Origin of the sequence: Variovorax jilinensis (genome assembly GCF_030316885.1) — a bacterium.
GTDB lineage: Bacteria > Pseudomonadota > Gammaproteobacteria > Burkholderiales > Burkholderiaceae_C > Variovorax > Variovorax jilinensis.
The window spans coordinates 188,967-214,629 of the sequence record NZ_JASZYQ010000005.1 but is presented as its reverse complement, the minus strand read 5'-3'; the positions used below and the strand labels follow the sequence as shown (position 1 = coordinate 214,629).

The window sequence follows — 25,663 nt, the reverse complement described above, 5'->3', positions numbered from 1 at the left end:
CGAGTGAGTCTCCGGCGCCGAATGTAGCGCCTCAGCGGTCGCCGCGCTCGCGGATAGCGAACCTCGCCGCATGCGCGATGCTGGCGGCGTCGACGCCGAAGAAATCGCGCAGCGCCGCGCGCGTGTCGCTGCGGCCGAAGCCATCGGTGCCCAGCGTGAGGTAGCGCCGGCCGGCGGGCAGCCATGCGCGCACGCTCTCGGGCACCGCACGCACGTAGTCGGTGGCCGCCACGATCGGCCCCGAGCCGCCGGCCAGCTGCCGCGCGATGAAGGGTTGCACCGCCGGCTCGCCACGCAAGGCCGCGGCTTCGCAGGCGGCGCCGTCGCGCGCCAGTTCGCTCCAGCTCGTGACGCTGAAGACCTCGCAGGCGATGCCCTCGGCCGCGAGCAGCTGCGCGGCCTTGACCACCTCGGTCAGGATCGCGCCCGAACCGAGCAGCGTGACCCGCGCTTCGGCACCGCGCACCGAACCCGCACCCTGCCAGCCGTCGAAGCGATAGCAGCCGCGCAGCACGTCGGACTCGGCGCCCGCGGGCAGGTCGGGCTGGGCGTAGTTCTCGTTCATCAGAGTGACGTAGTAGAAGACGTCCTTCTGCTCGACCATCATCTCGCGGATGCCGGCGTCGACGATCACGGCCATCTCGCCCGCGAACGCAGGGTCGTAGGCCTTGCAGTTCGGGATGGTCGCCGCCACCAGGTGGCTGGTGCCGTCCTGGTGCTGCAGCCCCTCGCCACCGAGCGTGGTGCGACCCGAGGTGGCACCCAGCAGGAAGCCGCGCGGGCGCTGGTCGGCCGCGGCCCAGATCTGGTCGCCCACGCGCTGGAAGCCGAACATCGAGTAGTAGATGTAGAACGGCAGCATCGCGAGGCCATGCACGCTGTAGCTCGTGGCCGCCGCGGTCCAGCTCGCGATCGCGCCGGCCTCGCTGATGCCTTCCTCGAGGATCTGGCCGTCGGTCGCCTCGCGGTAGCTCAGGATCGAGTCGATGTCCTCGGGCGCATAGCGCTGGCCCACGCTCGAATAGATGCCGACCTGCTTGAACAGGTTGGCCATGCCGAAGGTGCGCGCCTCGTCGGCCACGATCGGCACCACGCGCGGGCCCAGCGTCGGGTCCTTGAGCAGGTTGCCGAGCATGCGCACGAAGGCCATCGTGGTGCTCATCTCCTTGCCCGCGGCAGCGACCGCGAACTGGCCGTAGGCCGCGAGCGCAGGCTTCGGCACAGGCTCGCAGGCCGTCTCGCGGCGCGGCATCGAGCCGCCGAGCGCCTCGCGATGCGCCTTCAGGTACTTCATCTCGGCGCTGTCCTCGGCCGGCTTGTAGAAGGCCAGCGAGGTCGCCTGCTCGTCGCTGAGCGGCAGCGAGAAGCGGTTGCGAAAGCCGATCAGGTCGGCGCTCTCGAACTTCTTGTGCGAATGCGTGGTCATGCGGCCCTGCCCTGCGCCCATGCCGTAGCCCTTCTTGGTGTGGGCCAGGATCACGGTGGGCTGGCCCCGATGCGCGGCCGCCGCGGCGTAGGCCGCGTGGATCTTCACGAGGTCGTGGCCGCCGCGCTTCAGGCGGTCGATCTGCTCGTCGGTCATGCCCTGCGCGAGCCGCGCGAGTTCCTCGTTCTGGCCGAAGAACGAATCGCGGTTGAAGCGCCCGTCTTTGGCCGCGAAGGTCTGCATCTGGCCATCGACCGTGTTGGCGAAGGCGCGCACCAGCGCGCCGGTGGTGTCGCGCGCGAAGAGTCCGTCCCAGTCGCTGCCCCAGACCAGCTTGATGACGTTCCATCCGGCACCGGCGAACAGCTTCTCGAGTTCGTCGATGATGCGGCCGTTGCCGCGCACCGGGCCGTCCAGGCGCTGCAGGTTGCAGTTGACCACCCACACGAGGTTGTCGAGCTTCTCGCGCGCGGCGAGCGTCAGCGCGCTCATCGATTCGGGCTCGTCCATCTCGCCGTCGCCGAACACGCCCCAGACTTTCCGGCCTTCGCAATCGAGGAGGTTGCGATGCGTGAGGTAGCGCATGAAGCGCGCGTGGTAGATCGAGCTGATCGGACCGATGCCCATCGAGCCGGTCGGAAACTGCCAGAAATCCGGCATCAGCCAGGGATGCGGATAGCTGCTGAGCCCGCGTGCGCCGCGGCCCTCGGTGAAGGCCGGCGCCGTGAGCTCCTGGCGGTAGTGGGCGAGATCGCCTTCGCTCAGGCGGCCTTCGAGGAAGGCGCGTGCGTACACGCCAGGGGCACTGTGCGGCTGGAAGAACACGAGGTCGCCGCGATGCGCAGCGTTGCGCGCATGGAAGAAGTGGTTGAACCCGGTCTCGAACAGGTCGGCCGCGCTCGCGTAGCTCGCAATGTGGCCGCCGAGTTCGCCGTAGCTCGAATTGGCGCGAACCACCATCGCCAGCGCGTTCCAGCGCATCAGCGAGGCCAGGCGCTCCTCGATCGCGAGGTCGCCGGGAAAGGCCGGCTGCGCATCGACCGCGATGGTGTTGACGTAGGGCGTGCAGAGCTCGGGCGCCCAGCCGGTGCGGCGCGTGCGGGCGTCCACGGCGAGGGCGTCGAGGATCTGCCGAGCGCGTTCGGGACCGCTGGCCTCGACCAGCGCCGCAAAGGCATCGCGCCATTCGGCGGTTTCCTGCGGATCGGGATCGGCCATGCGCACCAGTGCGGCCAGCGACGAGGAAGTGTGGGCGTTCATGACCGGAATTCTAGAATCGGGGCGCTGGCTCTTGATGCCGTTCATGGGGCACTTTCAACGATGGACGGCATAAAATGCTCTAATTTCAGGAACCAGCGGCATTTCATGAAACTGGACGGCACGGATCTCCGCATCCTCGACGAACTGCAGCGCGACGGCAGCTTGTCGAATGTCGAACTCGCCCGGCGCGTGCACCTGTCGCCCTCGCCCTGCCTCGCGCGCGTGAAGGCGCTCGAAGCCCACGGCGTCATCGACCGCTATGTCGCGATCGCCAATCCGGCGGCGCTCGGGATCGGACTCAACGTCTTCATCTCGATCAGCCTCACGACGCAGAGCAAGGCCTCGCTGGCCGACTTCGAACGGCGCATCGTCGAGCACGACGAGGTCATGGAGTGCTATCTCATGACCGGCGACAGCGACTACCTGATCCGCGTCGCCGTGGCCGACATCGCGGCGCTGGAGAAGTTCATCCTGGAACAGCTCACGCCGATCAGCGGGCTCGAGAAGATCCGCTCGAGCTTTGCCTTGAAGCAGGTGCGCTACAAGACAGCGCTGCCGCTCGCGGCGGCCGCGTCCTCCTGATCCGCGTCAAGTCGAGGTCGCAACGCCGAGCGACTGAGCACGCACCGGCGGGCCGCCGCGCCTACCTGGGCAGCACCGCCCGGCGCACCTTGGCCCCCGGCCGTGTCGCCGCCCTATGCGCCTCGACCATCGCGGCGAGGCCACCCTTGACGTAGCGCATGAGGTCTTCCTCGAGGCCGGCGCTGCCTCGGGCCGCGCCCGGAAGCACGCGGGCCACGAGCTCCCTGGGCACCAGCAGCATCACCACCACCGGCAGCACCGTGAAGATCAGCGCGCGCTGCACGGCCGGGTGATCGGGCGGCAGGCCCAGCACCTCGCCCATGAGCCCGAGCACGATCGCGGCCTTGGGCCGGATCGCCTTTTCGACCAGCGCCGGCAATTGGGCGGAGGGCGACATCACCTCGCGCAGCACCACGGGCACGCCCCACGGCACGGCGCCGCGCGCCGAGAGGCCGATCAGGCGCTGCAGCACCGCCATGAACTTCCGGCCGGCATCGCCGGGACCGCTCGCCAGCAACTCGAGTTCCTCCACCTCGACGATCTGCCGGTGGGCCTCGACCAGCACCGCCTCGTACAGCGCCTCGCGGCTGCCGAAGTGGTAGTTGACCGCGGCCAGCTGGGTGCCGGCGCGCTCGCAGATCTCCTTGCTCGTGGTCTCGGCGAAGCCGCGCTCGGCGAAGACGCGGCCCGCAGTCTCGAGCAGGTGCACGCGCGTGGCATCGCCGTCGGTGCGCTTGCCGCGCGCGAGCGGCGCCGGGGCCTTCGGGGCTGCGGCCTTTGCAGTGGCGCCTGCCGGGTCACGCCGCCTGGCGGTCGCCCCGGCAGGCGTCCTGGATGAAACGGGCGCCGCGGGGCGCGGTTCGGATTTGCGCATGGGATGAACAGCTTGAAACAGGTGGTCGGCGGAACTAGTTGAAATTGAAATTTCAATTCATTATGATCAGTCTACTTCATCTTCTCCCCTCGCACGCAAGCGCTCCGAATCATGAACAAGAAGCCCCTGCTGATCGCCGCCGTCCTCGTCGCCGCGGCTGGCGCCCTCGCCGCCTGGTCCTTCCGGCATGACGAGACGGACACCTCGCGGCTCGTGCTGTACGGCAACGTCGACCTGCGACAGGTGTCGCTGGCCTTCAACGGCAGCGACCGCATCGAGAAGCTCGCGGTGCAGGAAGGGGATCGCGTCAAGGCCGGCCAGGTGCTCGGCAGCCTCGACACGCGCACGCTGACACTGCGTGCCGCGCAATCCGAGGCCGACATCGCGGTGCGCCGCGAGGCGCTGCAGCGGCTCAAGGCCGGCAGCCGGCCCGAGGAAGTGGCGCAGGCCGGCGCCCAGGTCGCGGCCGCGCAGGCGGATGCCGAACTCGCACGCCAGCAGCTCGAGCGGCTGCAGGGCATCCGCGAAGGCAGTGCCGGCCGTGCCGTGAGCCAGCAGGACATCGACGCCGCGCAGTCGCGCCGCAAGGTGGCGCTGGCCCAGCTCGAGAACGCCCGCAAGGCACAGCAGCTGGTCGTGACCGGGCCGCGCAAGGAAGACATCGCGCAGGCCCAGGCACAGCTCGACGCCGCCACCGCCGCGCTGGCGCTGGTGCGGCACCAGATCGCCGAATCCGAGCTGCGCGCACCGATCGACGCGGTGGTGCGCGCGCGCCTCATGGAGCCCGGCGACATGGCCTCGCCGCAGCGGCCGGTCTACACGCTCGCGATCACCGATCCCAAGTGGGTGCGCGCCTATGTCAACGAGGTCGACCTGGGCCGCATCAAGCCGGGCATGGCGGCCCGGCTGCGCATCGACAGCCGGCCCGACCGGCCGTTCGCCGGCAAGGTCGGCTACATCTCGTCGGTGGCCGAATTCACGCCCAAGACGGTACAGACGCAGGACCTGCGAACCAGCCTCGTCTACGAGGTACGCGTGCTGGCCGACGATGCCGACGACGAGCTGCGCCTGGGCATGCCAGTGACGGTCGACATCGTGCTCGATGCGGCCGGGGCACCCACCGGGAAGCGGCCGTGAACACGATGGCGCTGGTGGCAACCGGCGTGCACAAGCGCTTCACGGCCAAGGGATCGAAGGACGTCACGCAGGCGCTGCGCGACATCTCGATCTCGGTGCCCGCGGGCACGCTGACCGCGCTGGTGGGTGCCGACGGGGCCGGCAAGAGCACGCTGCTGCGGCTCGCCGCCGGCCTGATGCGCGCCGATACCGGACGGCTGGAGGTGCTGGGCATCGATGTCGCCGCCGATCCGCAGGCGGTGCAGGACCGCATCAGCTACATGCCGCAGCGCTTCGGCCTCTACGAAGACCTCAGCGTGCAGGAGAACCTCGACCTCTACGCCGACCTGCACGGCGTGCCGCGCGACCGGCGCGCACCACGCTATGCGCGGCTCATGGAGATGACCGACCTGGGCCGCTTCACCGATCGCCCCGCAGGCAAGCTGTCAGGCGGCATGAAGCAGAAGCTCGGCCTGGCCTGCACGCTGGTGCGCTCGCCCGAGCTGCTGCTGCTCGACGAACCCACGGTGGGTGTCGATCCGCTCTCGCGGCGCGAGCTCTGGGAGATCGTCGCGCAGCTGGTCGACGACGAGAAGCTCTCGGTCATCGTGAGCACCGCCTACCTCGACGAGGCCGAGCGCTGCGCGCAGGTCTTCCAGCTCGACCAGGGCGGCGTGCTGGCGCAGGGTACGCCCGCCGACCTGCGCGCGAAGGCTCGCGGCTTGTGCTTCGTCGCGCGGCCCGACCCGTCCACGCCGGCCCGCACCCTGCAGGCAAGGCTGCTCGACGCGCCGGAAAGCATCATCGACGCCGTGCCGCAAGGCGGAGAAGTGCGCTTCATCCGCCGGCCCGACGCGAGCGCCGAGCGCTTGCAGGCATTGCTCGGCGACGTGCCGGTGCAATCCGCAGACGAACGTCTAGAGGATGGCTTCATGGTGATCCTTCGCGAACGGCGGCAGGCCGAGACAGCCGCAGCTGCCCGAACCGCGATCGCACCGAAGGCCAGCGGCGCGCCCACCTTGGCCGATCCCCTCGCATCGAAGCCCGCAGCCAACGACGAGGTCATGATCGAAGTGAAGGACCTGGTGCGCAGGTTCGGCGACTTCACTGCCGTTGCGAGCACCAGCTTCGAGGTGCGTCGCGGCGAGATCTTCGGCCTGCTGGGCCCCAACGGCGCCGGCAAGACCACCACCTTCCGCATGCTCTGCGGCCTGCTGCCCGCGACCAGCGGCTTCCTCGAGGTGGCGGGCGTGAACCTGCGCCATGCGCGCGCGCAGGCACGCAGCCGCATCGGCTACGTCTCTCAGAAGTTCGCGCTGTACGGCAATCTCACGGTCAACGAGAACCTCTCGTTCTTCGGCGGTGCCTACGGGCTGCGCGGGCAGCGGCTGCGCGAGCGCATGCACGCGGTGCTCTCGCAGTTCGACCTGCTGGGCCAGGAAGACGCCGCCAGCGGCCAGCTGCCGGGCGGCTTCAAGCAGCGCCTCGCGATGGCCACCGGCCTGCTGCACGAGCCCGAGATCCTGTTCCTCGACGAACCCACCAGCGGTGCCGACCCACTGGCGCGGCGCGAATTCTGGCGCCGCATCACGGCGCTCGCGGCGGCCGGCGTCACGATCATCATCACCACCCATTTCATGGAAGAGGCCGAATACTGCGATCGCATCGTGATCCAGGACGCCGGCAAGCTTCTGGCCATCGGCACGCCGCGCGAGGTGCGTGCACAGGCCCGGCGCGGCGATGCCGGCACCGAGTCCGCACGCATGAGCATGGAGGACGCCTTCATCGGCATCGTCACGCAGGCACGCGAGGCAACCCACAAGCCGCAAGAGGTGGCCGCATGAAGCGTTCGGCGGCGCGCCTGATCGCGCTCACGCGCAAGGAGACGCGCCAGCTGCTGCGCGATCCCAGCAGCATCGCGATCGGCATCCTGCTGCCGATCATCCTGATCCTGATCTTCGGCTACGGGCTCTCGCTGGACGTCAGGAACGCCCCGGTCGCGATCGTCATGGAAGACGCCTCGCCCACGGCGGCACGGGCGGTGTCCGGCCTGCAGCTCACGCCCTACATATCGCCCGTGGTGGTGGCTTCGATGCACGAGGCCGAAGCCCTGATGCGCGAGCGCACGGTCGACGGCATCGTGCGCGTGCCGGGCGACTTCTCGCGCCGCCAGGCCGCGGGCGACGCGCGCATCCAGGTCGTGGTGCACGGCGCCGATGCGGCCAAGGCCAACATCATCCTGCGCTATGTCAGCGGCGCGATCGCGCAGGAAGGCCTGCGCCGCACCGACCAGTCCGGATCGGCACGCCCGCCCGATGCCGGGCCCGCCACCGGTACGGTCACGATCGAGCAACGGCTGTGGTTCAACAGCGCCAACACCAGCACCTGGTACCTCGTGCCCGGCCTGATCGTGCTGATCATGACGCTGGTCGGCGCCTTTCTCACCGCGCTCGTGATGGCGCGCGAATGGGAGCGCGGCACCTTCGAGGCATTGTTCGTGACGCCGGTGCGGCCGGTCGAGATCCTGCTGGCGAAGATCATTCCCTACTTCTGCATCGGCATGGTCGGCCTGGCGCTCTGCCTGCTGGCGGCGCGCTTCCTGTTCGAGGTGCCGATGGTGGGCTCGCTGGCGGTGCTGGTGGTGAGCGCGATGCTCTACATGCTGGTGGCGGTGGCGGTCGGCCTCCTCATCTCGTCGGTCACCCGCAACCAGTTCCTCGCCAGCCAGGTGGCGCTGATCACGGCCTTCCTGCCTTCGCTGATGCTGTCGGGCTTCCTGTTCGACCTGCGCAACGTGCCCGTGGTGGTGCGCATCGTGGGCCAGCTGCTGCCGGCGACCTACTTCATGGAGCTGATCCGCACGCTGTTCCTCGCTGGCACCGTGTGGCCGATGGTGTTCAGGAACTGCGCGATCCTGCTGGCCTACGCCGTGGTGTTGCTCGCGCTGGCGCGGCTGGTGACGCGCAAGCGGCTCGACTGACGACCAGGGAATGCCCGCCATGGCCCACGCTTTCATCGCCTTCATGCAGCAGGTCGCGAACCTGTTCCGCAAGGAACTGCTCGCGATCCTCAAGGACCCGGCCAACCGCGTCATCCTGGTGGTGCCGGCGCTGCTGCAGAGCCTGCTGTTCGGCTACGCCGCCACCTACGATCTCAACCGCATCGACTACGCGCTGCTCGACCATAACCACAGCGGCGCCTCGGTCGCGCTGGCCGCGCAACTCGACGGCACCGGCGTGTTCCGGCGCGTGGCCACGCTCTCCACCCCGACCGACATCGCGAAGGTGATCGACTCCGGCCAGGCACTGCTCGTGATCGGCATCGGGCCGCGCTTCGAGCAACAGCTGCAGGCCGGCGAGGAGGCCGCGATCCAGCTCGTGATCGACGCGCGCAATTCCAACACCGCGGGCTCTGCGGCCGGCTACGTCAATTCGGTCGTGACCCGGTTCAACGCGGGCTGGCGCGCGACTCACGGCGGCAGCGGCCCCGCGGTGACGATCGAGCAGCGCGCCTGGTACAACCCGAACCTCGAGACGCGCTGGAACTTCATGCCCGGCATGATCGCTGCGCTCAGCATGATCCAGACCCTGCTGCTGACCGCGCTCTCGGTGGCGCGCGAACGCGAGCAGGGCACCTTCGACCAGCTGCTCGTCACTCCGCTCTCGCCGACCCAGATCATGCTCGGCAAGGTGGCGCCGCCGATCCTGATCGGGCTGGTGCAGTCGACCATCGTGCTGCTCGTGACGCGCTGGTGGTTCGGCGTGCCGATGGCGGGCTCGCTGGTCACGCTCTACACCGGCCTGCTGCTGTTCACGGTCGCGAGCGTGGGCATCGGCCTGTCGATCTCGGCGGTGTCGGCCAACATGCAGCAGGCGATGCTCTACACCTTCGTGCTGATCATGCCGATGATGCTGCTGTCGGGCCTCACCACGCCCGTGAGCAACATGCCCGAGGCGCTGCAGATCGCCACGCTGGCCAATCCGCTGCGCTTCGCGATCGACCTGATCCAGCGCGTCTACCTCGAAGGCGTCGGGCTCTCGGTGGTCTGGCACGACCTGATTCCACTGCTCGCCCTGGCCGCCATCACGCTGCCCCTGGCCTCATGGCTGTTCCGCAACCGCCTCGTCTGAACACAAGGGATATCGCGATGAACGCACCTCTCTGCATTTCCACTGCGCCCCGGTCGCCGCGCTGCAACGCGCGCCCTACGCTCCCCGCCGCCCTGCTGCTGGCCGTCGCGCTCGGCCTCGCAGGCTGCGCGGTCGGCCCCGACTACCAGCCCCGCACGGCCGAGGCGCCGGCCGACTTCGCCAGCTGGCACGGCGGCGCCGCCGAGCTCGCGCCGCCGCCCCCTTCCGCCACCGCGCAGGCCGCCACCGCCGCGATCTCATGGGCCGCCTTCCAGGATGCGACGCTGGCCGAGCTGCAGGCGCGCGCCCTCGCGGCCAACCTCGACGTGCAGACCGCGATACTGCGGCTGGCGCAGAGCCGCAGCCAGCGCAAGGCCACCGCCGCGGCACAGGCGCCACAGCTGAACCTCGACGGCAGCGCGGTGCGCCAGCGGCCCAGCGAGGACGGCACGACCGCGCGCACCATCGACGTGCTGCGCCCCGTGAACCGCAACCAACTCATCGAGGAGCTCAGCGAGCCCTTCAACCTGTTCCAGGCCGGGTTCGACGCTTCATGGGAGCTCGACCTTTGGGGCCGCGTGCGACGCTCGATCGAGGCCGCCGACGCCGATCTCGCGGGCTCCCAGGCCACGCTGGCACAGGTGCGGCTCAGCATCGAGGCCGAGATCGCGCGGCGCTACTTCGAGCTGCGCGCTGCGCAGCGCCAGATCGAGCTCGCGCGCGCCGACATCGCGGCCGCCGCCGAGACGCTGGAGCTGGTCAAGGTGCGCGCCGACGGCGGGCTCACGACCGACCTCGACGTCGCGCGCCAGGCCGCCCAGCTCGCGGACCTGCGCGCACGCCTGCCGCAGTCGCTGGCGCAGGAGGCGCAGGCCATGAACCAGATCACGCTACTGGCCGGCGAGGGCCCGGGCGCACTGAACACGATGCTGGCGGCACGGCCTGCCGGCATGGCGACTGCGCAGCTGCCCGACCTGTCGCTGGGCCTGCCTTCGGAAGTCGCGCTGCGGCGGCCCGACGTGCAGCGCGCCCAGGCGCAGCTGCATGCGGCGACCGCTTCGATCGGTGTCGCGGTCGCCGACCTGTATCCGCGCATCACGATCGGCGCCGGCTTCGGCTACGAATCCACCACCGGCAGCAAGTTCGGCGAGTGGGGCAGCCGCCAGTGGCAGATCGGACCGACCCTGCAGCTGCCGATCTTCGATGCCGGGCGCCGGCGCAGCGTCGTCACCCTGCGCCAGCTGCAGCAGCAGGAAGCCGCCGTGGCCTACCAGCAGACCGTGCTCAAGGCCTGGCAGGAGATCGATGATGCACTCTCGGCCTATGCGGCCGAGCGCCTTCGCAACCGCGAACTCGGGCTGCGCGAGAAGAACAGCCGCAATGCCTACGAGCTGGCGCGCGTGCGCTACGACAACGGGCTGACCGATTTCCTCGTGCCGCTCGATGCGCAGCGCAACCTGATCCAGGCCCAGCGCGAGCAGGCCGACAGCAATGCGCGGCTGGCGACCGACCTGGTGGCGATCACGAAGGCGCTGGCGGCGACGGGCGGTTGAGGCGAGTCGGCGCGCTCGAGGCCAGTCTCTCCAACTGCGCGAAGGACGGTGACCCGTGCACTCCCAGGCTCATTCGGGCTTCCTCAGGTCTTGCCGGCGCCGGTTTCCTTGATCAGCATCTCGGACCGGCCTGCGAGGACGAGCCAGGCAGGCAGGATCACGACGCACAGCAGCGGAAGGAGTTCGATCCCCGGAATCATGATCGCGCCCATGAAGAGACTGAGCCAGCCGTCGCGGGTGACCACGAGCGTGAAGCCGAGCACCGAGCAGGCGATCGCCAGTGCCATCGGTACCGCCGGGAAGAGCTGGTGCACGAACAGCCCGAAGGCAACGCCGACGAAGACCATCGGAAAGATGCGTCCTCCCCTGAAGCCACAGGTCGCCGAGATCAGCACGGCCACGAGCTTGATGACGACGATGACCGCAAGTGTCGAGGCACTGAGCTGCCCGGCGGAATTCGCCAGTGTCTTCATCTCGGCCAAGCCCTTGAACATCGTGATGGGCCCGCCCCATATGCCCAGCAGACCCAGCAGGAATCCACCGAGCGTCAATATCAGGACGGGATGTCCTATGGCATTGAAGAGTCGATGCATGCGAGGAAACAGCCACACGGCCGCCATGCCGATGGCGATGGCCGCCAATGCCACGAGCATTCCCAGCCCGATGTCGCCGAGCGTGGGATGCAGGTAGGGATCGATCGGCAGCGAGAAGTCCATTTCCTCGAACTGCGACATGGTCAGTGCGCCGGCTCCTGCGGCAACCAGCGGGGCAAAGAGCGAATCCCAGATCGGCGTGTCCTTGTCGCCGCCGACCATCTCCGAGAAAAGCAACGCTGCGGCCACAGGCGTGCCGAACATCGCACCGATCGTGCCCGCCGCGGCCAACATCACCCAGCCCTTCGCGGCAACGCGCGGCATCAGCCTGGCACCGATGGCCACGGTGAGGCCGACGATGATGGCGATGATCGGGTTCTCCGGCCCGAGGCTGACGCCGCCGGCCAATGCCAGGATCAGCGCCAGCGCCAGGCTCGGCAAGATGCCGATCGCCGTCGGTGCGCCGAACAGCGATACGGTTGCGGGGTCCGGTCCCGCATGCCCCGGTACGTAGCGCACCACCAAACCTACGGCAAGGCCGGTGAACGTCATGACGCCAAGGATCCACCACCACGTGTTGGCTGTCGCGCCCATCAGGGACGGCAAGGACTGCCAGAGGAAGTGCTGGAGGAGGTTCGCCGCCAGCACCACCACCAACAGGATCAGGGCTGCAGCGATGCCAACCAGAATGGCCGGCGCGCCCAGCGCCAGCATCGAACGGACCCGAGGATCGATCATGTCGCGACCTTCACTGCTGACAATTGTTGAACCGTCGCGCAGCATATCCGCGACCTGCGAGCACATGGCGATTGCAGACTGGCGCGCTCTTCGCAAGGCCCCAATTGCCCTTTGATGCAACGAGCGCGCCGAGGTGCTACTTGCCCTTTCGAGCCTCGGATTCCATGCGCTGCCGGATCGATGCCATGGTCTGCTCGAGCACGGTCGCCGGGTTGAAGCTGGGCGGGAACGAGCGCGGCGGGAATTCCTTGAAGGTCTCGGCGAACTCGAAGACTTTCTCCATCAGCCCGTAGACCTGGCCGATGTGGTTGAGCTGCCAGTCCCAGAAGGTGTTCGAGGTGATGTCGGCGCGCTCGAAAGGATCCTGAAACAGGTTGAAGATCTTCTGCAGGCGCAGCTCGGTGAAAGGCTCGGCCCAGACCCCCAGGGTGCCCTGCATGCGCTGCTCGGCGCAGACATACTTGTAGTCGCCCTGCCGGATCGCGACCAGCAGGCCGTCGTCGTCGGTGTAGAAGAACAGGTCGCGTGCGCTCTTCAATGCACCCTTGGACCCTGCCTTGCCTTTCACCTTGCGCAGGAAGTCCGACTGGTCGTAGCCGTCGAGGCAGACCTTGTAGTCCTTGCCGTTGGCCTTGTAGCCCTTCTTGAGCTTGGCGACGATGTCGGGTTCGCCCGCGAAGGCACACAGCGTCGGAATCCAGTCGTTGTGGCCCATGACCCCGTTCGTGACGGTACCGGGCGCGATCACCTTCGGATAGCGCACGACGCAGGGCACGCGGAAGGCGCCTTCCCAGTTGGTGTTCTTCTCGGAGCGGAAGTGCGTCATGGCGCCGTCGGGCCACGAGTTCATGTGCGGCCCGTTGTCGGACGAGTAGACGACGATGGTGTCGTCGGCGATGCCGAGTTCGTCGAGCGTGTCGAGCAGGGTGCCGACCGTGTCGTCATGCTCCATCATGCCGTCGAGGTATTCGCTGTCGCCGTGCTCGTAGCGGCCGCGATGGCCATCGCGCACGTGCGTGCGCAGGTGCATGCGGGTGGCGTTGAACCAGCAGAAGAAGGGCTTGCCCTCGCTGTTCTGGCGCTTCATGAAATCGATCGCAGCGGCCGAAGTCTCGTCGTCGACCGTCTCCATGCGCTTCTTGGTCAGCGGGCCGGTGTCCTCGATGGTCTGCTTGCCGATGCGGCCGAAACGCGGGTCGACGGTCGCGTCGTCCTTGTCCGAGGCCTTGCACTTGAGGACGCCGCGCGGACCGAACTTGGCACGATAGGAAGGGTCCTTCGGATAGTCGGGCAGCTCGGGCTCTTCCTCGGCGTTGAGGTGGTAGAGGTTGCCGAAGAATTCATCGAAGCCGTTCACGGTCGGAAGGCTCTCGTTGCGGTCGCCCACGTGGTTCTTGCCGAACTGGCCGGTGGCGTAGCCGAGGTTCTTGAGCAGGCCGCCGATGGAGGGATCGAGCTGGCTCATGCCCATCGGAGCGCCCGGAAAGCCGACCTTCGTCATGCCGCTGCGCAGGCCGTGCTGACCGGTGATGAAGGCCGCGCGGCCCGCCGTGCAGCTCTGTTCGCCGTAGTAGTGCAGGAAGCGGACGCCCTCGTTCGCGATGCGGTCGATATGCGGCGTCTCGTAGCCCATGATGCCGTCGCTGTAGGCGCTGATGTTCGTGACGCCGATGTCGTCTCCCCAGATGACCAGGATGTTCGGCTTCGCACCGTCCGCGCCCCCCTTGCCGTTGGTGGTCCTTGCCTTTTCCGTCTTGCTTGCCATGAGTTCTCCTTCAGATATCAGGTTCGGCCTGTGGGGCCACGTGATCGGCAACTGCGCGCGACGCGGTGTTGCCGCAAGGGATCATGACATGACGGCATGCGCTCGATGACGCAGCCCCTGTTGCTCAATGGCAAGCAGCGGCGGTCGTCGAGGTTGGTGGTCGGGAGGCACTCACGCCCTGCCGCATGAGTGATCGGTTCTATCCGCTGTCTTGGAATGAAGCGGCCTGCCTTTGATCGCGGCCGCGATCGCGCGCATCCGTGTGCGTGAGCTGAAGAGTCCCCGGGCCGCAGCATCAGCAGCATCATCAGCAACCGCTCGCACGCCCGCGATCGGCACGTGCATGTCGGCCGGGTGGCCGATCGTGAAGGCGCTCAGGGCCCGTCGGAGACCCGCCGGAGCGCCCCGCTCAGAACACCTTCTGTCCGTTGACCTGGATGTCCTTGAGCCAGTAGCGCTTGGCCACGGCATTCTTGGTGTCGCTCAGATTGAAATCCACGGCCGGGGTGGTCGCGACGCCATCGGCGTCCTTGATGCCGGCGGCATCCGGATTGCGGAAGTTGTAGATGCAGGCCTCGGGATAGCGGGTGAGCAGCTTCTCGAGAGAGCTCGGGTTCGGGCTGTCGACGCCGTAGCCGCTCGCGAGCAGGACCTCGGTGACCGGATTCAGCGGATCGGTGTTGTCGACGTACTCCTCCTTCTTGCCGCCCGAACGCGCCCAGTTGGCTTCGTCCCTGGCCGCGGTGTAGGTGACGTAGCCGTCCGCGTCGGCCACCGAAGGCTTCATGTCCGCGGTCGAGGTGATCAGGTTGAGCCATCCTGCGCCGTCGCATTGCTTGCTCACGGTGTAGGTGACGTAGGCGTCGGTTGTGGTGGTGCCCGGCGCGTCGAACTTCAGCTTGAAGCTGATGCCCTTGAAGTCCGCGAGCCTGACCTTGTGCAGGAAGCTCAGGCCATAGACGGCCTTGTCGCCCGCGCCGCCATTGTTGTGGCCCTCATAGATCGATTTGACGAGCGTCCCACGATCTGCCTGCAACTGGATCACGTCGACGTCGACACCGTTCTCCTTGTCCTTCACGACCGTCGTGCGCGCGTGGTTGTCCGAGAAATCGACCGAGCAGGCCGGCAGGGCCGTGCCGGTGCGGTCGCAGATGCCGGGAACCGGCGCGGGCTCCGGCGCCGGCGCCGGGGCGACCGCCACGGGTTCGGGTGCCGGAGCAGGGGCCGCAGGCGCTGCGGGCGCTGGCGCGGCGGCGGGTGCCGGCGCTGAGGCCACCGGGAGGAAGCCGCCGCCACCCCCGCCGCCACCGCAGGCGGCCAGCGAGAGGAGCGCGGCCGTCGCGGCGATCGTCATCAGCGTCTTGTTCTTCGAATCGGCGGCAGGAGAGGGGCAGTTCATCTGGAAAATAGTCGTTGCTGTGTATTAACCAGACGAATGTAGCCAGATGTGCACCAAAAACGTGCCGAGACGCCTCGACAAACGAACGATGTCGTGACTTATTTGGGCGTATCGAAATCGACGCGCCGACCGGCGCTGCATGCGAGGGGCGCTTGCCGCGTCCGAGCCGGGCCGCGACGCCTCAATGATCGAAGTGAAAGCCGATGGTCGAGCGATCGCCGTTGCGGCGTGAAGTCACGCGGTCCGCGAAGCGCCGAAGCAGGAAGCCCGCGAGCTTGCGCTCGCCATCCTCGGATTCGATGATTTCCTCGACGGAGGGACGGGCTTCGGGGAGCTCGAGTGCCTCGCCCGCGTAGGACACGCGGAGATCGAGGTTGAACTCGTCGAAGGCCGCCTCGACCTCCAGCGGCCCGGTGGCGACGCCGCTCGAGATGATGGTCTCGATCGACTGCACGAGATTGAACTTGGCGCGCTCGATGACGTCGGCGCGGGCACCCCAGGCGGCGCCCTGCTCCTCGAGGAACAGCTCGAGCGCATCGGGCCCGGTCACGCCGGGCGTCACCGTCATCGTCCGGCTGCGCCGGATGCCGATGCGGAACAGCAGGTTCAGCCCGAGCCCGAGCAGGGTGCCGAAGACCAGCGAATTGCCGAACGACGGCCGCATCGCGGGCGGCAGCACGACCAGCAGGCCGGGGAAGATCTCGACCGCCAGCCCGAACACGATCGCCAGGCCGATGACCAGCGTCTTGCGCGAATCGAGCAGGCGCGAGGTCATGATCACCAGGCCGTTGATCACGATGAAGGTCGACGAGAACACCAGCGCCGCACCCAGCACCGGCCGCGGGATCAGGTTGAACAGCAGCCCGAGCTTGGGCACGAAGGCGAACAGCAGCAGGATCACGGCGATCGACCAGCCGATGCGCCGGCTCGCGACCCCGGTCGCGGTCGCGAGGCCGACTGCGCTGGTCGACGAATTGATGCCGGGCGCGCCGACCACGCCGGCCATGACCGATCCCAGGCCGTCGGCCAGCACGCCCCGACCGATCGATCCCATGTCCGCGCGCACCCAGCCGGCATCGTTGGCCTTCTGCGAGGTGGTGACGTTGCCGATCACCTTGAGCACCGCCGCCAGCGAAGCCACCAGGAAGGTCGGAATCAGGCTGGCCTCGAAGGACCAGGACACGTAGCCGAGCGCCGGCAGCGCAACCAGCGGCGCGACCGCCAGCAGGTGCTGCTCGTGCGCGTCGATCCGGCCCAGCAGCCAGCCTGCGAGGCAGCCGACGGTGAGCCCGATCAGCACGCTGAACAGGCGCAGCGAGCCCTTGCCCCAGACATTGAGCGCCACCATGAGCCCGAGCGTGCCGATGCCGAGCATCAGGTCGGCCTCGGCCGGCGCATTGCCGGTGTGCAGCGGATCGAGCGCCGTGCGCAGCCCGACCACGCCGACCGAGATGCCGGCCAGCAGCACCACCAGCCCGGTGATCTCGGGCGTGAACAGCGCGCGCAGGCGTGGCAGCACGCGCGACAGCGCCATCTCGAACAGGCCCGCCAGGATCGTCATGCCGAACACGGCCGAGAGCACACCCGCATGGGCCGCGACCAGCGAGGGCACCATGTAGACCACGCTCGAGGTCGGCTGGCACAGGAAGCCCGAGCCGATCGGCCCGATCCTGACCACCTGCAGCACGGTGCCGATGGCCAGCGCGATCAGCGTCGCGCTGACCATCGCCGCCGCCAGCTCCGGGCCGAGCCCGGCGGCGTGCGCAATGACCACCGGATAGACCAGGTAGATCGACATCAGCCCCACGTGCTGGAGGCCGCTGAGGATGTTGACGCCAAGTGGCGGCGTCTCGTCGACGCCGTAGATCAGCCCTGGAGGCTTGTGCGACATCGGCGACTCGTTTTCATCATTGAGCGTGTGGTGGTGGTAGTCAGGAAGCGGCCGGCTGCGCCTCGGCCCGCGCCGCGGCTTCGGCCTCCGGGTCGGCCTCGTGCTCGCCGGCCAGCAGCAGGTACATGGCAGGCACCACGAACAGCGTGAACAGCGTGCCGATCGACATGCCCGTGAAGATCACGAGGCCCATCGCATGCCGGCCCGCGGCACCGGCCCCCGAGGCGATCACGAGCGGCACGACGCCGAACACCATCGCCGCGGTGGTCATGAGAATCGGGCGTAGCCGCAGCGCGGCCGCCTCCTCGATCGCGTCGCGCTTGCTCATGCCCTGCTTGCGGTGCTGGTTCGCGACCTCGACGATCAGGATGCCGTGCTTGCTGATGAGGCCCATCAGCGTCACGAGCCCGACCTCGGTGTAGATGTTCATGCTCGCGAAGCCGAGGAAGATGAAGGTCATGGCGCCGAACAGCGCCAGCGGCACCGACACCAGGATCACGATCGGGTCGCGGAAGCTCTCGAACTGCGCAGCCAGGGCCAGGAAGACGATGATGATCGCGAACATCATGGTGACGAGGAAGCCGCCCGACTCCTGCATGAACTGGCGCGACAGGCCCGCGTAGTCGGCCGTATAGCCGCTGGGCGCCACCTCCGAGACCGCATTGCGCAGGAAGGCCAGCGTGTCGCCCTGCGAGCCCGCCGGCACGCCGGAGATGGTCACCGAGTTGAGCTGCTGGAAGTGGGTGACCGACTCCGGCACCACCTCGTGCTTCAGCGTCGCCACCGTGCTCGCGGGAATCATGCTGCCGCTCGGCGTCCGCAGGTAGAAGTTCAGCACCTCGGAAGGATTGAGCCGGTCGACCTGCAGCACCTGCGGGATCACCTTGTACGAGCGTCCCGCGATCGAGAAGTAGTTGACGTAGCCGCCGCCGAGCGCGGCGCCGAGCGCGTTGCCCACGTCCTGCATCGTCATGCCGAGCGCGGCCACCTTGTCGCGGTCGAACTCCACCGTGACCTGCGGCTTGTCGATCTTGAGGTCGGTGTCGGCGAAGTAGAAGAGGTTCGCCGCATGCGCCTTCTCGAGCACCTGCTGCGCCACGGTGTTGAGGTTCTCGAACGGCTCGGTGGTGGTGATCACGAACTGCACCGGCAGCCCCGAGGCCCCTGGCAGCGGCGGAAACTGGAAGGCCGCGATGCGCGCGCCCGCGATCCCGCCCCAGCGTGCCTGCAATTCCTTCTGGATCTCGTTGGCGCTGCGCGTGCGCTGGTCCCAGGGCTTGAGCAGCACGCCGCCGATGCCCGCGTTGGTCGTCGGCACGCCGGTGATCTGGAACATCTGGTCGTACTCGGGCAGCGACCTGGCGATCTCGTAGGCCTGGTGCGCGTAGGTCTGCATCTGCTCGGCGGTGGCGGTGGGAGGGCCCACCACCTGGCCGAGCACGATGCCCTGGTCCTCCTCGGGCGCGAGTTCGGACTTCGACATCTTGAACATCACGACCAGCAGCCCGATGAGGATCACGCCCATCACGATCAGCACGATGTGGGTGTCGAGCAGGCTGTGCAGGGTGCGGTGGTAGCCATGGCGCACCTTCTCGAAGACGCGGTCGATCGCCATCGCGAAGCGGCCCGAGTCCTGCTCCTGCCTGAAGAAGCGCGAGCACATCATCGGCGACAGCGTGAGCGCGACCACGCCCGACACCGCGACCGCGCCGGCCAGCGTGAACGCAAACTCGGTGAACAGCGCGCCCGTGAGGCCGCCCTGGAAGCCGATCGGGACATAGACCGCGATCAGCACCACGGTCATCGCGAGAATCGGGCTGCCGAGTTCGCGCGCCGCGATGATCGACGCTTCCATCGGCGTCTTGCCTTCCTTCATGTGGCGGTCGACGTTCTCCACCACGATGATCGCGTCGTCCACCACCAGGCCGATCGCGAGCACCAGCGCCAGCAGCGTGAGCAGGTTGATCGAATAGCCGAGCGCCAGCATCACGAAGAAGGTGCCGATCAGCGACAGCGGCATCGCGATCACCGGCACCAGCACCGCGCGCAGGCTGCCGAGGAACAGGAAGATCACGACCGTGACGATCACCAGCGCCTCGACCAGGGTCTTGACGACCTCGAAGATCGAGGTGTTGATGAAGTCGGTCGAGTCGTAGACGATCTCGCCCACCACGCCGGCCGGCAGCTGGCTCTGGATCTCGGGGAAGGCCTTGCGCACGCGCTCCGCCACTTGCAGGATGTTGGCGTCCGGCGCCACCTTGATGCCGACGAACACCGAGCGCACGCCGCTGAAGGCGACGTTGAAGTCGTAGTTCTCCGAACCCAGCGTGACGGTCGCGACGTCCTGCAGCCGCACGATGGAGTCGCCGTTCTGCCTCACCGCGAGCTTCTTGAACTCGTCCACCGTGTGCAGGTCGGTGCCGCCGGTCAGCGGAATCGTGACCATCTGGCCCTTGGTCGCGCCGAGCGCGGCCAGGTAGTTGTTGGCGGCCAGCGAGGCGCTCACGTCGGCCGCGGTCACGCCGTGGGCGGCCATCTTCTCGGCGTCGAGCCAGGCGCGCAGCGCGAACTGGCGCGCGCCCAGCAGCTCGGCCGTCTGCACCCCCGGTGTCGAATCCAGCCGCGGCTTGACCACGCGGGCGAGGAAGTCGGTCACGTTGTTGGTCGGCAGCGTCTCGCTGTAGAAGCCGAGGTACATCGCGTCGGTGGTCTGGCCGGTCGCAACCGTGAGCACCGGCGTCTGCGCCTGCACCGGCAACTGGTTCTTGACCGAGTTGACCTGCGTGTTGATCTCGGTCAGCGCGCGGTTGGCCTCGTAGTTCAGGCGCAGCGTGGCGGTGATGGTCGAGACGCCGCTGGTGCTGGTCGACGACATGTAGTCGATGCCCTGCGCCTGTGCGATCGCGGCCTCCAGCGGCTGCGTGATGAAGCCGGCCACGGTCTGCGCATCGGCGCCGAAGTAGGTGGTGGTGACCGTGACCACCGCGTTCTCGGTCTTGGGGTACTGGCTGACCGGCAGCCCGAACAGCGAACGCAGGCCCAGCACCACCAGCAGCAGGCTCACCACCATGGCCAGCACCGGCCGCTTGATGAAGATGTCGGTGAATTTCATCGGGCGCCTTCAGCGTTCCTGCGGCTTCGGGTTGGGGTTGTCGGCCGGCAGCACCTTGTTGTCGATCACCACCGGCGTGCCGTTCTTGAGCTTGAGCTGTCCGCTCGTGACGACCTGGTCGCCCTCTGCCACGCCCGAGAGGATCGCCACCTGGTCGCCGCGGGTCTGGCCGGTGGTCACGAACACCTGGTGGGCGACCAGGTCGTGCTCGGTGCCCGGCGGCGGCGGCGGCGGTGCGGGCTTGGCATCCTTGGCGTCCTTGCTGCCCGGGGCCGGTGGCGGCGCGGGCGGCTTAAGCAGGAACACGGTCGAGCCGTAGGGGTTGTAGGTGATCGCGGTCTGCGGCAGCGTGAGGTAGCGCTTCTTCTCGCCGACGTCGACGTTGGCGCGCGCGAACATGCCGGGCAGCAGGCGCTTCTGGGGGTTGGCGACGGTGGCCTCGATCAGCACGTTGCGCGTGCTGGTGTCGACCTTCGGATTGATCGCGCTGATCTTGCCCGGGAACACCTCGGTGCTGTAGGCGTCGGCCACCACGTTCACCACCTGGCCCACCTGGAGGTTCGCGATCTGACCCTGCGGCAGCGAGAAGTCGATGTAGATCGGATCGAGGTTCTGCAGCGTCACGATCTTGTCGCCCGGGTTCAGGTACTGCCCCGGGTTGACGGTGGTGATGCCGAGCCGGCCCGAGAAGGGCGCGCGGATCGCCTTCTTGGCGATCGTCGCCTCCTGCTGCGCCACCAGCGCGCGCTTGCTGCGAAGGTCGGCCATGTCGGTGTCGACCACCGCCTGGCTCACCGCCTGGCCGGCCAGCTGCGCCTGGTCGCGCTTGAGCGTGGTGGCGGCGAGGTCGGCCGTAGCCTTCAGCGAGGCCAGCTGGGCGACGTCGGCATCGTCGTTGAGCTGCAGCAGCAGCTCGCCCGCCTTGACGTCCTGGCCCGACTTGAAATTGATCTTGCGCACCATGCCCGCGATCTCGGTCGTGACGTCGACGCCGCGCACCGCGACCAGCGTGCCGACGCCGTTGAGCTGGGGCTGCCATTCGAGCATCTGCGCCTTCATCGCGGTCACGGTCTGGGCGCCGGGCTTGGGCGCGCTGGCCATCAGGGCCCTCACGTGCAGATAGAAGCCGAAGGCCAGCCCGGCCACCAGCAACAACACGCACCCCAGCATGATGAGCATCCGCTTGGTCATGAAATTCCTCGCTCCACTTTCTTGTTGGTCGACCGTTCAGCGCACCGGCGCCAATCGGGGTCGTTCGATGACGGCCTCGCTGCCCGGGCGCGAGGCGTCGGCCAGCGGCCCCTCGTTCCACCAGCCGCCGCCCAGCGCCTGGAACAGTGCGGCCGTGCTCGCGTAGCGAGCCGCCTGAGCCTGCACCAGCGCGATGCGGGTCTGGGCATAGCTGCGCTGCGTGTCGAGCAGCAGCAGGAAACTCACGGCCCCGAGCCGGTACTGCTCGTTCGCGATCCGCAGCGACTCGCGCGCGGTCGACTCGGCCTCGGCCTGCGCACGCAGCGTGTCGGCATCGGACTGGATCGCGCGCAACGAATCGGCCACGTTCTGGAAGGCCGACAGCACGGTGGCGCGGTACTGGGCCTGGGCCTGGTCGTAGGCGGCCTCGGCCGCGCGCTTCTGGGCGCTGAGCTGGCCGCCGTTGAAGATCGGCTGCACCAGGCCGGCACCGAAGTTCCAGATCGCCGAATCGGCCCTGAACAGGCCGCTCGTGGTCGACGACGCACTGCCGTAGCCGGCGCCCAGCGTCACCTGCGGATACTGCGCCGCGGTCGCCACCCCGACCTGCGCGCTGGCCTCGTGCAGCAGCGCCTCGCTGGCCCGGATGTCGGGCCGCTGGCGCACCAGCGAGGACGGCAGGGTCAGCGGCAGTTCCTGCGGGAATCGCAGCGAATCGACGTTGAATTCCGGCATGCCGGCCTCGCTCGGCAGCCGGCCGGCCAGCACCGACAGCTGATGCTGCGCCTGCGCCAGCGACTTCTCGAGCGGCGGGATGGTGGCGCGCGCCTGGGCGATCTGCGTCTGCTGCGTGAGCACGGCCGAACGCGCCACCGCGCCGGCGTCGAACTGCACGTTGACCACCTTGAGTTGCCGCTCGAGCAGTTCCAGCACCTCGCGCGTCGCCTTGACCTGCGCCCGCAGCGAGGCCTCGAGGATCGCGGTCGAGACCAGGTTCGAGACCAGCGTGAGGTAGGTCGCCTCGACCTGGAAGCGCTGGTAGTCGACAGCGGCGGCATAGCTCTCGAGCGCGCGCGTGTTGCCGCCGAACAGATCGAGCTGGTAGGAGACGTCGACACCGACGTTGAACAGGTTGTAGGTGCCGAGGCGGCCCGTGGCCAGCGCCGCGCGCTCGCGCTCCGCATTCACACGCAGGCCGATATTCGGATAGCGCAGGGCGCCGGTCTGGGCCGTGTAGATTTCCTGCGACTGCCGCAGCGCGGCCTGCGCCGACGCCAGGGTCGGGTTCTGCGCCAGCGCCGAGCGGATCAGCGCGTCGAGCGCCTCGGAATGGAACACCGTCCACCACTGGGCCGGGATGTCCTGCCCGAGCACCAGGCGCTGCGATTCGCCAGCGATGATGCCGGGCGCGGAGGCGGTCTGGGCGGCCAGCGGTGTCGGCGTATAGGCAGTGCCTTCAGCGCCGGGCGGGGGCGCCGGCGACGTGAAATCGGGGCCGACGGCGCAGCCGCCCAGCAGCGCCAGGAGCGCCACGGCCGGCCGCCAGCCGGGTCCGCGGTGTCGACGCGTCGATGCGACGCGCCGGAAACCAGAACGGTTCATGTGCGCATTTCCTCCCCCTGAATTAGCGCCTGACCGGCATTAAACCAGTGCTTTCCCGCATGGCCGTGATTTTTCGACGGCTGACGGCTCGCGCGAAGATCGCTAGGCATCGCAGCGCCGCGCTGAAATAATCAGAACTTTGTTACAGGAGGAGTTGATCTCGTGATTCTCGAAACCCGTTCCCCGGGCCGCGTCGCCCTGGCCGCCCTTGCCGCCCTCACCGTCCTCGCGGCCGGTTGCGCCAACCAGTCCAAGACCCAGGCACCGCCCGTCGCCGAGGCGCCCCCGCCCGCGCCGGCCCCGGTCGCACCGCCCCCGCCGCCCAAGCCGCAGATCGCGAGCACCGGCCCGATCAGCTATGCGCAGGTGCTGCGCGCCGTGCAGCAGGCACGCGGCGACGAAGCCAAGCTGGCCCAGGCCCTGAACGGCAAGGACCTCTCGACCACCCGCGTGATCAAGCTGCGCAAGGACGCCGCCGACAGCGTGGCGGTCAAGTCGAACGACCCGGTGCGCTTCCTCTGCGAACCCGAATTCACGGGCGGCCAGATCGCCTCGCGCGTGGTGCAGGTCGAATGGTCGGCCTCGACCAAGCAGGCCATCGTGCAGCTCGATCGCTGCGGCCCGGCGCCGAAGCCGGCCCCGATGCAGGCGGCACCCGCGCCCGCGCCCGCACCGGTGGCAGCCGCGGCTGCGGCACCGGCCGCCGCGAGCGCTGCCGCAGCCGCCCCGCGCGGCGCCGCCAAGCCCGGCATGGATGCCCAGGGCAACGTGATCGACTCGACCAAGATCGAGGCCGGCAGCGGCCGCACGGTCAAGGGCATCAACGACTACGAAGGCGAGATCACGGGCAACCCGGCGCCGGGCTCGAAGTTCACGCAGCTGCAGATCGGCATGAGCCTCAAGCAGGTCACGGACATCGTGGGCCAGCCGACCGACCAGGGCGCCTATGTCACCGGCAAGGCCTTCATCCCCTTCTACTTCGGCGGCGATCGCACGCGCATCGAGCTGGCCTACAAGGGCCAGGGCCGGCTGATCTTCGCGGGTGGCAACCTGGGCAACATCTCGGGCGGCAACCTTACCTGGATCATCCACAACGCGAACGACACCGGCTACCGCTGAAGCGCGGAATCAGCGGCCCGGCAGGTCGACCTCGATCCAGGTCGGCGCATGGTCGCTGGCGCCGGGCCGGCCGCGCACCTCGCGGTCGATCCCGGCTCTGCGCAACAGCGGCGCGAGTTGCGGATTCAGCAGCAGATGGTCGATTCGCAGGCCCGCATTGCGCGGCCAGCGGTTTCGCCAGTAGTCCCAGAAGGTATAGATGCGCTCGTGCGGATGCAGCGTCCGCAGCGCATCGACCCAGCCCTGGCCGAGCAGCGCCGCGAAGGCCTCGCGGCTTTCCGGCTGCAGCAGTGCGTCGTCGCGCCAGGAGGCCGGGTTGTAGATGTCGAGGTCGGTCGGCACCACGTTGTAGTCGCCCGCCAGCACCACCGGCAGGCCGCAGTCGAACAGCCTGCGGGCATGGGCGTTGAAGCGTTCGAACCAGGCCAGCTTGTAGTCGAACTTCGGCCCCGGCTGCGGATTGCCGTTCGGCAGGTAGAGGCAGCCGATCACCACGCCGTCCACCACCGCCTCGAGGTAGCGGCTCTGCGGATCGGCCTCCAGCCCGGGCAGGCCGCGTCCGGTCTCTATCGGCTCGCGGCCGCGCGCGAGGATGGCGACCCCGTTCCAGGACTTCTGGCCATGGAACACCACGCCGTAGCCGGCGTCGCGGATGGCACCGGCCGGGAAACTCGCATCGGGGGACTTGAGTTCCTGCAGGCAGGCGACGTCGGGTCTCGCCTCCTCCAGCCATTCGAGCAGGCGCGCGAGCCGTCCATTCACGCCGTTGACGTTGAAGGTCGCGATCTTCATGCCGCATCGAGCGCGAAGCCGGCCAGCAGGTGCTCGAAGGCGGCAGCGGCGCCGTCCGCGGCCGATTCGATCGCCGGCCGCGACCGCACGGCCGCACCGAGCGCTGCCACGAAGGCCGTCCAGGCTGCGCCCGTCGTCGCGCCGGCGACCGGCGCGAAGTAGCGCAGCGGATGCGGCGCCAGCCGCGTCGACAGTCGGCGGTACATCACGGCACCGCCAAGTTGCGAGCCTTCGACCACATAGGCCAGACCCCAGGCGAAGGCCTGCGGCTCGCACGCCGGCAGCGGGAAGCGGCGGCATTCGCTCGCGTCGACGCGCAGGCCAGCGCCGGCATCCTCGAGGCCGAGATCGAGCGCGAGGGCCCGGGATCGATCGTCGATGCGCGCCGCCACCGCAGCGAGCGCCGGCACGCGCGCCTCGGCCAATGCCAGGCGCATCTGCACCATCCAGGGCCCCAGCACGCGCAGATGGGCGAGGTAGTCGTCGAGCGAGGCGTCCTCGCGCCCGACCGGCAACTGGC

The 25,663-nt window shown here is 68.4% G+C and carries 18 protein-coding genes; 7 read left to right on the top strand and 11 right to left on the bottom strand.

The window, feature by feature from the left end:
* Positions 1–31: 31 nt before the first annotated feature.
* Positions 32–2,686 carry an alpha-ketoglutarate dehydrogenase gene (gene mdeB, locus QTH87_RS19295; protein ID WP_286611589.1) on the bottom strand — a complete coding sequence of 885 codons (2,655 nt, stop codon included), beginning with the start codon at positions 2,684–2,686 and terminating at the stop codon, positions 32–34.
* A 105-nt stretch (positions 2,687–2,791) separates the two neighbouring features.
* On the opposite strand from mdeB, the gene QTH87_RS19290 reads away from it, so the two are divergent.
* A complete protein-coding gene (locus QTH87_RS19290; protein ID WP_286611588.1) occupies positions 2,792–3,268 on the top strand; it encodes an Lrp/AsnC family transcriptional regulator in 477 nt (158 codons plus the stop codon).
* A 61-nt stretch (positions 3,269–3,329) separates the two neighbouring features.
* Here QTH87_RS19290 and QTH87_RS19285 read toward each other — a convergent pair whose 3' ends face one another.
* Positions 3,330–4,142, bottom strand: a complete 813-nt coding sequence (locus tag QTH87_RS19285) for a TetR/AcrR family transcriptional regulator (RefSeq protein WP_286611587.1) — start codon at positions 4,140–4,142, stop codon at positions 3,330–3,332.
* A 111-nt stretch (positions 4,143–4,253) separates the two neighbouring features.
* On the opposite strand from QTH87_RS19285, the gene QTH87_RS19280 reads away from it, so the two are divergent.
* The 5 genes from QTH87_RS19280 to QTH87_RS19260 are packed head-to-tail and all read left to right on the top strand — an operon-like array spanning position 4,254 to position 10,941.
* Positions 4,254–5,279, top strand: a complete 1,026-nt coding sequence (locus QTH87_RS19280; RefSeq protein WP_286611586.1) for an HlyD family secretion protein — start codon at positions 4,254–4,256, stop codon at positions 5,277–5,279.
* Positions 5,280–5,284: 5 nt separating this feature from the next.
* On the top strand, positions 5,285–7,102 hold the full coding sequence (locus QTH87_RS19275; RefSeq protein ID WP_286611840.1) for an ATP-binding cassette domain-containing protein: 1,818 nt from the start codon (positions 5,285–5,287) through the stop codon (positions 7,100–7,102).
* Positions 7,099–8,238, top strand: a complete 1,140-nt coding sequence (locus QTH87_RS19270; RefSeq protein WP_286611585.1) for an ABC transporter permease — start codon at positions 7,099–7,101, stop codon at positions 8,236–8,238. Before QTH87_RS19275 ends, QTH87_RS19270 begins: the two co-directional genes overlap by 4 nt.
* A gap of 19 nt (positions 8,239–8,257) precedes the next feature.
* Positions 8,258–9,388, top strand: coding sequence for an ABC transporter permease (locus QTH87_RS19265; protein ID WP_286611584.1), 1,131 nt, complete (start codon positions 8,258–8,260; stop codon positions 9,386–9,388).
* Between the two features lie 17 nt (positions 9,389–9,405).
* Positions 9,406–10,941 (top strand): efflux transporter outer membrane subunit, encoded by a 1,536-nt coding sequence (locus tag QTH87_RS19260; RefSeq protein WP_286611583.1) that lies wholly within the window; start codon positions 9,406–9,408, stop codon positions 10,939–10,941.
* A gap of 83 nt (positions 10,942–11,024) precedes the next feature.
* On the opposite strand, the gene QTH87_RS19255 is transcribed toward QTH87_RS19260, so the two are convergent.
* The 7 genes from QTH87_RS19255 to QTH87_RS19225 all read right to left on the bottom strand — a co-directional run bounded on the left by QTH87_RS19255 (position 11,025) and on the right by QTH87_RS19225 (position 23,232).
* Positions 11,025–12,338 (bottom strand): ion channel protein, encoded by a 1,314-nt coding sequence (locus tag QTH87_RS19255; RefSeq protein WP_286611582.1) that lies wholly within the window; start codon positions 12,336–12,338, stop codon positions 11,025–11,027.
* A gap of 70 nt (positions 12,339–12,408) precedes the next feature.
* On the bottom strand, positions 12,409–14,037 hold the full coding sequence (locus QTH87_RS19250; protein WP_286611581.1) for an arylsulfatase: 1,629 nt from the start codon (positions 14,035–14,037) through the stop codon (positions 12,409–12,411).
* A gap of 409 nt (positions 14,038–14,446) precedes the next feature.
* The gene (locus tag QTH87_RS19245) at positions 14,447–15,436 is read right to left on the bottom strand and encodes a hypothetical protein (RefSeq protein ID WP_286611579.1); all 990 of its coding nucleotides are present in this window, start codon (positions 15,434–15,436) and stop codon (positions 14,447–14,449) included.
* A 181-nt stretch (positions 15,437–15,617) separates the two neighbouring features.
* Positions 15,618–17,327 (bottom strand): uracil-xanthine permease family protein, encoded by a 1,710-nt coding sequence (locus tag QTH87_RS19240; protein WP_286611577.1) that lies wholly within the window; start codon positions 17,325–17,327, stop codon positions 15,618–15,620.
* 40 nt (positions 17,328–17,367) lie between these two features.
* Positions 17,368–20,439 (bottom strand): efflux RND transporter permease subunit, encoded by a 3,072-nt coding sequence (locus QTH87_RS19235; RefSeq protein WP_286611575.1) that lies wholly within the window; start codon positions 20,437–20,439, stop codon positions 17,368–17,370.
* A 9-nt stretch (positions 20,440–20,448) separates the two neighbouring features.
* Positions 20,449–21,630, bottom strand: a complete 1,182-nt coding sequence (locus QTH87_RS19230; protein ID WP_286611574.1) for an efflux RND transporter periplasmic adaptor subunit — start codon at positions 21,628–21,630, stop codon at positions 20,449–20,451.
* A gap of 36 nt (positions 21,631–21,666) precedes the next feature.
* Positions 21,667–23,232, bottom strand: a complete 1,566-nt coding sequence (locus tag QTH87_RS19225; RefSeq protein WP_286611572.1) for an efflux transporter outer membrane subunit — start codon at positions 23,230–23,232, stop codon at positions 21,667–21,669.
* Between the two features lie 162 nt (positions 23,233–23,394).
* Here QTH87_RS19225 and QTH87_RS19220 point away from each other — a divergent pair, with 162 nt between their 5' ends.
* On the top strand, positions 23,395–24,351 hold the full coding sequence (locus tag QTH87_RS19220) for a hypothetical protein (RefSeq protein ID WP_286611570.1): 957 nt from the start codon (positions 23,395–23,397) through the stop codon (positions 24,349–24,351).
* Positions 24,352–24,360: 9 nt separating this feature from the next.
* On the opposite strand, the gene xth is transcribed toward QTH87_RS19220, so the two are convergent.
* Both xth and QTH87_RS19210 read right to left on the bottom strand, forming a co-directional pair.
* The gene (gene xth / locus QTH87_RS19215) at positions 24,361–25,143 is read right to left on the bottom strand and encodes an exodeoxyribonuclease III (RefSeq protein WP_286611568.1); all 783 of its coding nucleotides are present in this window, start codon (positions 25,141–25,143) and stop codon (positions 24,361–24,363) included.
* A complete protein-coding gene (locus tag QTH87_RS19210; protein WP_286611566.1) occupies positions 25,140–25,658 on the bottom strand; it encodes a biliverdin-producing heme oxygenase in 519 nt (172 codons plus the stop codon). Before QTH87_RS19210 ends, xth begins: the two co-directional genes overlap by 4 nt.
* Positions 25,659–25,663 lie beyond the last annotated feature (5 nt).

Coding starts and splice junctions, on each gene's coding strand:
- mdeB (WP_286611589.1), bottom strand. CDS start 2,686: ATGAACGCCCACACTTCCTCGTCGCTGGCCGCACTGGTGCGCATGGCC.
- QTH87_RS19290 (WP_286611588.1), top strand. CDS start 2,792: ATGAAACTGGACGGCACGGATCTCCGCATCCTCGACGAACTGCAGCGC.
- QTH87_RS19285 (WP_286611587.1), bottom strand. CDS start 4,142: ATGCGCAAATCCGAACCGCGCCCCGCGGCGCCCGTTTCATCCAGGACG.
- QTH87_RS19280 (WP_286611586.1), top strand. CDS start 4,254: ATGAACAAGAAGCCCCTGCTGATCGCCGCCGTCCTCGTCGCCGCGGCT.
- QTH87_RS19275 (WP_286611840.1), top strand. CDS start 5,285: ATGGCGCTGGTGGCAACCGGCGTGCACAAGCGCTTCACGGCCAAGGGA.
- QTH87_RS19270 (WP_286611585.1), top strand. CDS start 7,099: ATGAAGCGTTCGGCGGCGCGCCTGATCGCGCTCACGCGCAAGGAGACG.
- QTH87_RS19265 (WP_286611584.1), top strand. CDS start 8,258: ATGGCCCACGCTTTCATCGCCTTCATGCAGCAGGTCGCGAACCTGTTC.
- QTH87_RS19260 (WP_286611583.1), top strand. CDS start 9,406: ATGAACGCACCTCTCTGCATTTCCACTGCGCCCCGGTCGCCGCGCTGC.
- QTH87_RS19255 (WP_286611582.1), bottom strand. CDS start 12,338: ATGTGCTCGCAGGTCGCGGATATGCTGCGCGACGGTTCAACAATTGTC.
- QTH87_RS19250 (WP_286611581.1), bottom strand. CDS start 14,037: ATGGCAAGCAAGACGGAAAAGGCAAGGACCACCAACGGCAAGGGGGGC.
- QTH87_RS19245 (WP_286611579.1), bottom strand. CDS start 15,436: ATGAACTGCCCCTCTCCTGCCGCCGATTCGAAGAACAAGACGCTGATG.
- QTH87_RS19240 (WP_286611577.1), bottom strand. CDS start 17,327: ATGTCGCACAAGCCTCCAGGGCTGATCTACGGCGTCGACGAGACGCCG.
- QTH87_RS19235 (WP_286611575.1), bottom strand. CDS start 20,439: ATGAAATTCACCGACATCTTCATCAAGCGGCCGGTGCTGGCCATGGTG.
- QTH87_RS19230 (WP_286611574.1), bottom strand. CDS start 21,630: ATGACCAAGCGGATGCTCATCATGCTGGGGTGCGTGTTGTTGCTGGTG.
- QTH87_RS19225 (WP_286611572.1), bottom strand. CDS start 23,232: ATGAACCGTTCTGGTTTCCGGCGCGTCGCATCGACGCGTCGACACCGC.
- xth (WP_286611568.1), bottom strand. CDS start 25,143: ATGAAGATCGCGACCTTCAACGTCAACGGCGTGAATGGACGGCTCGCG.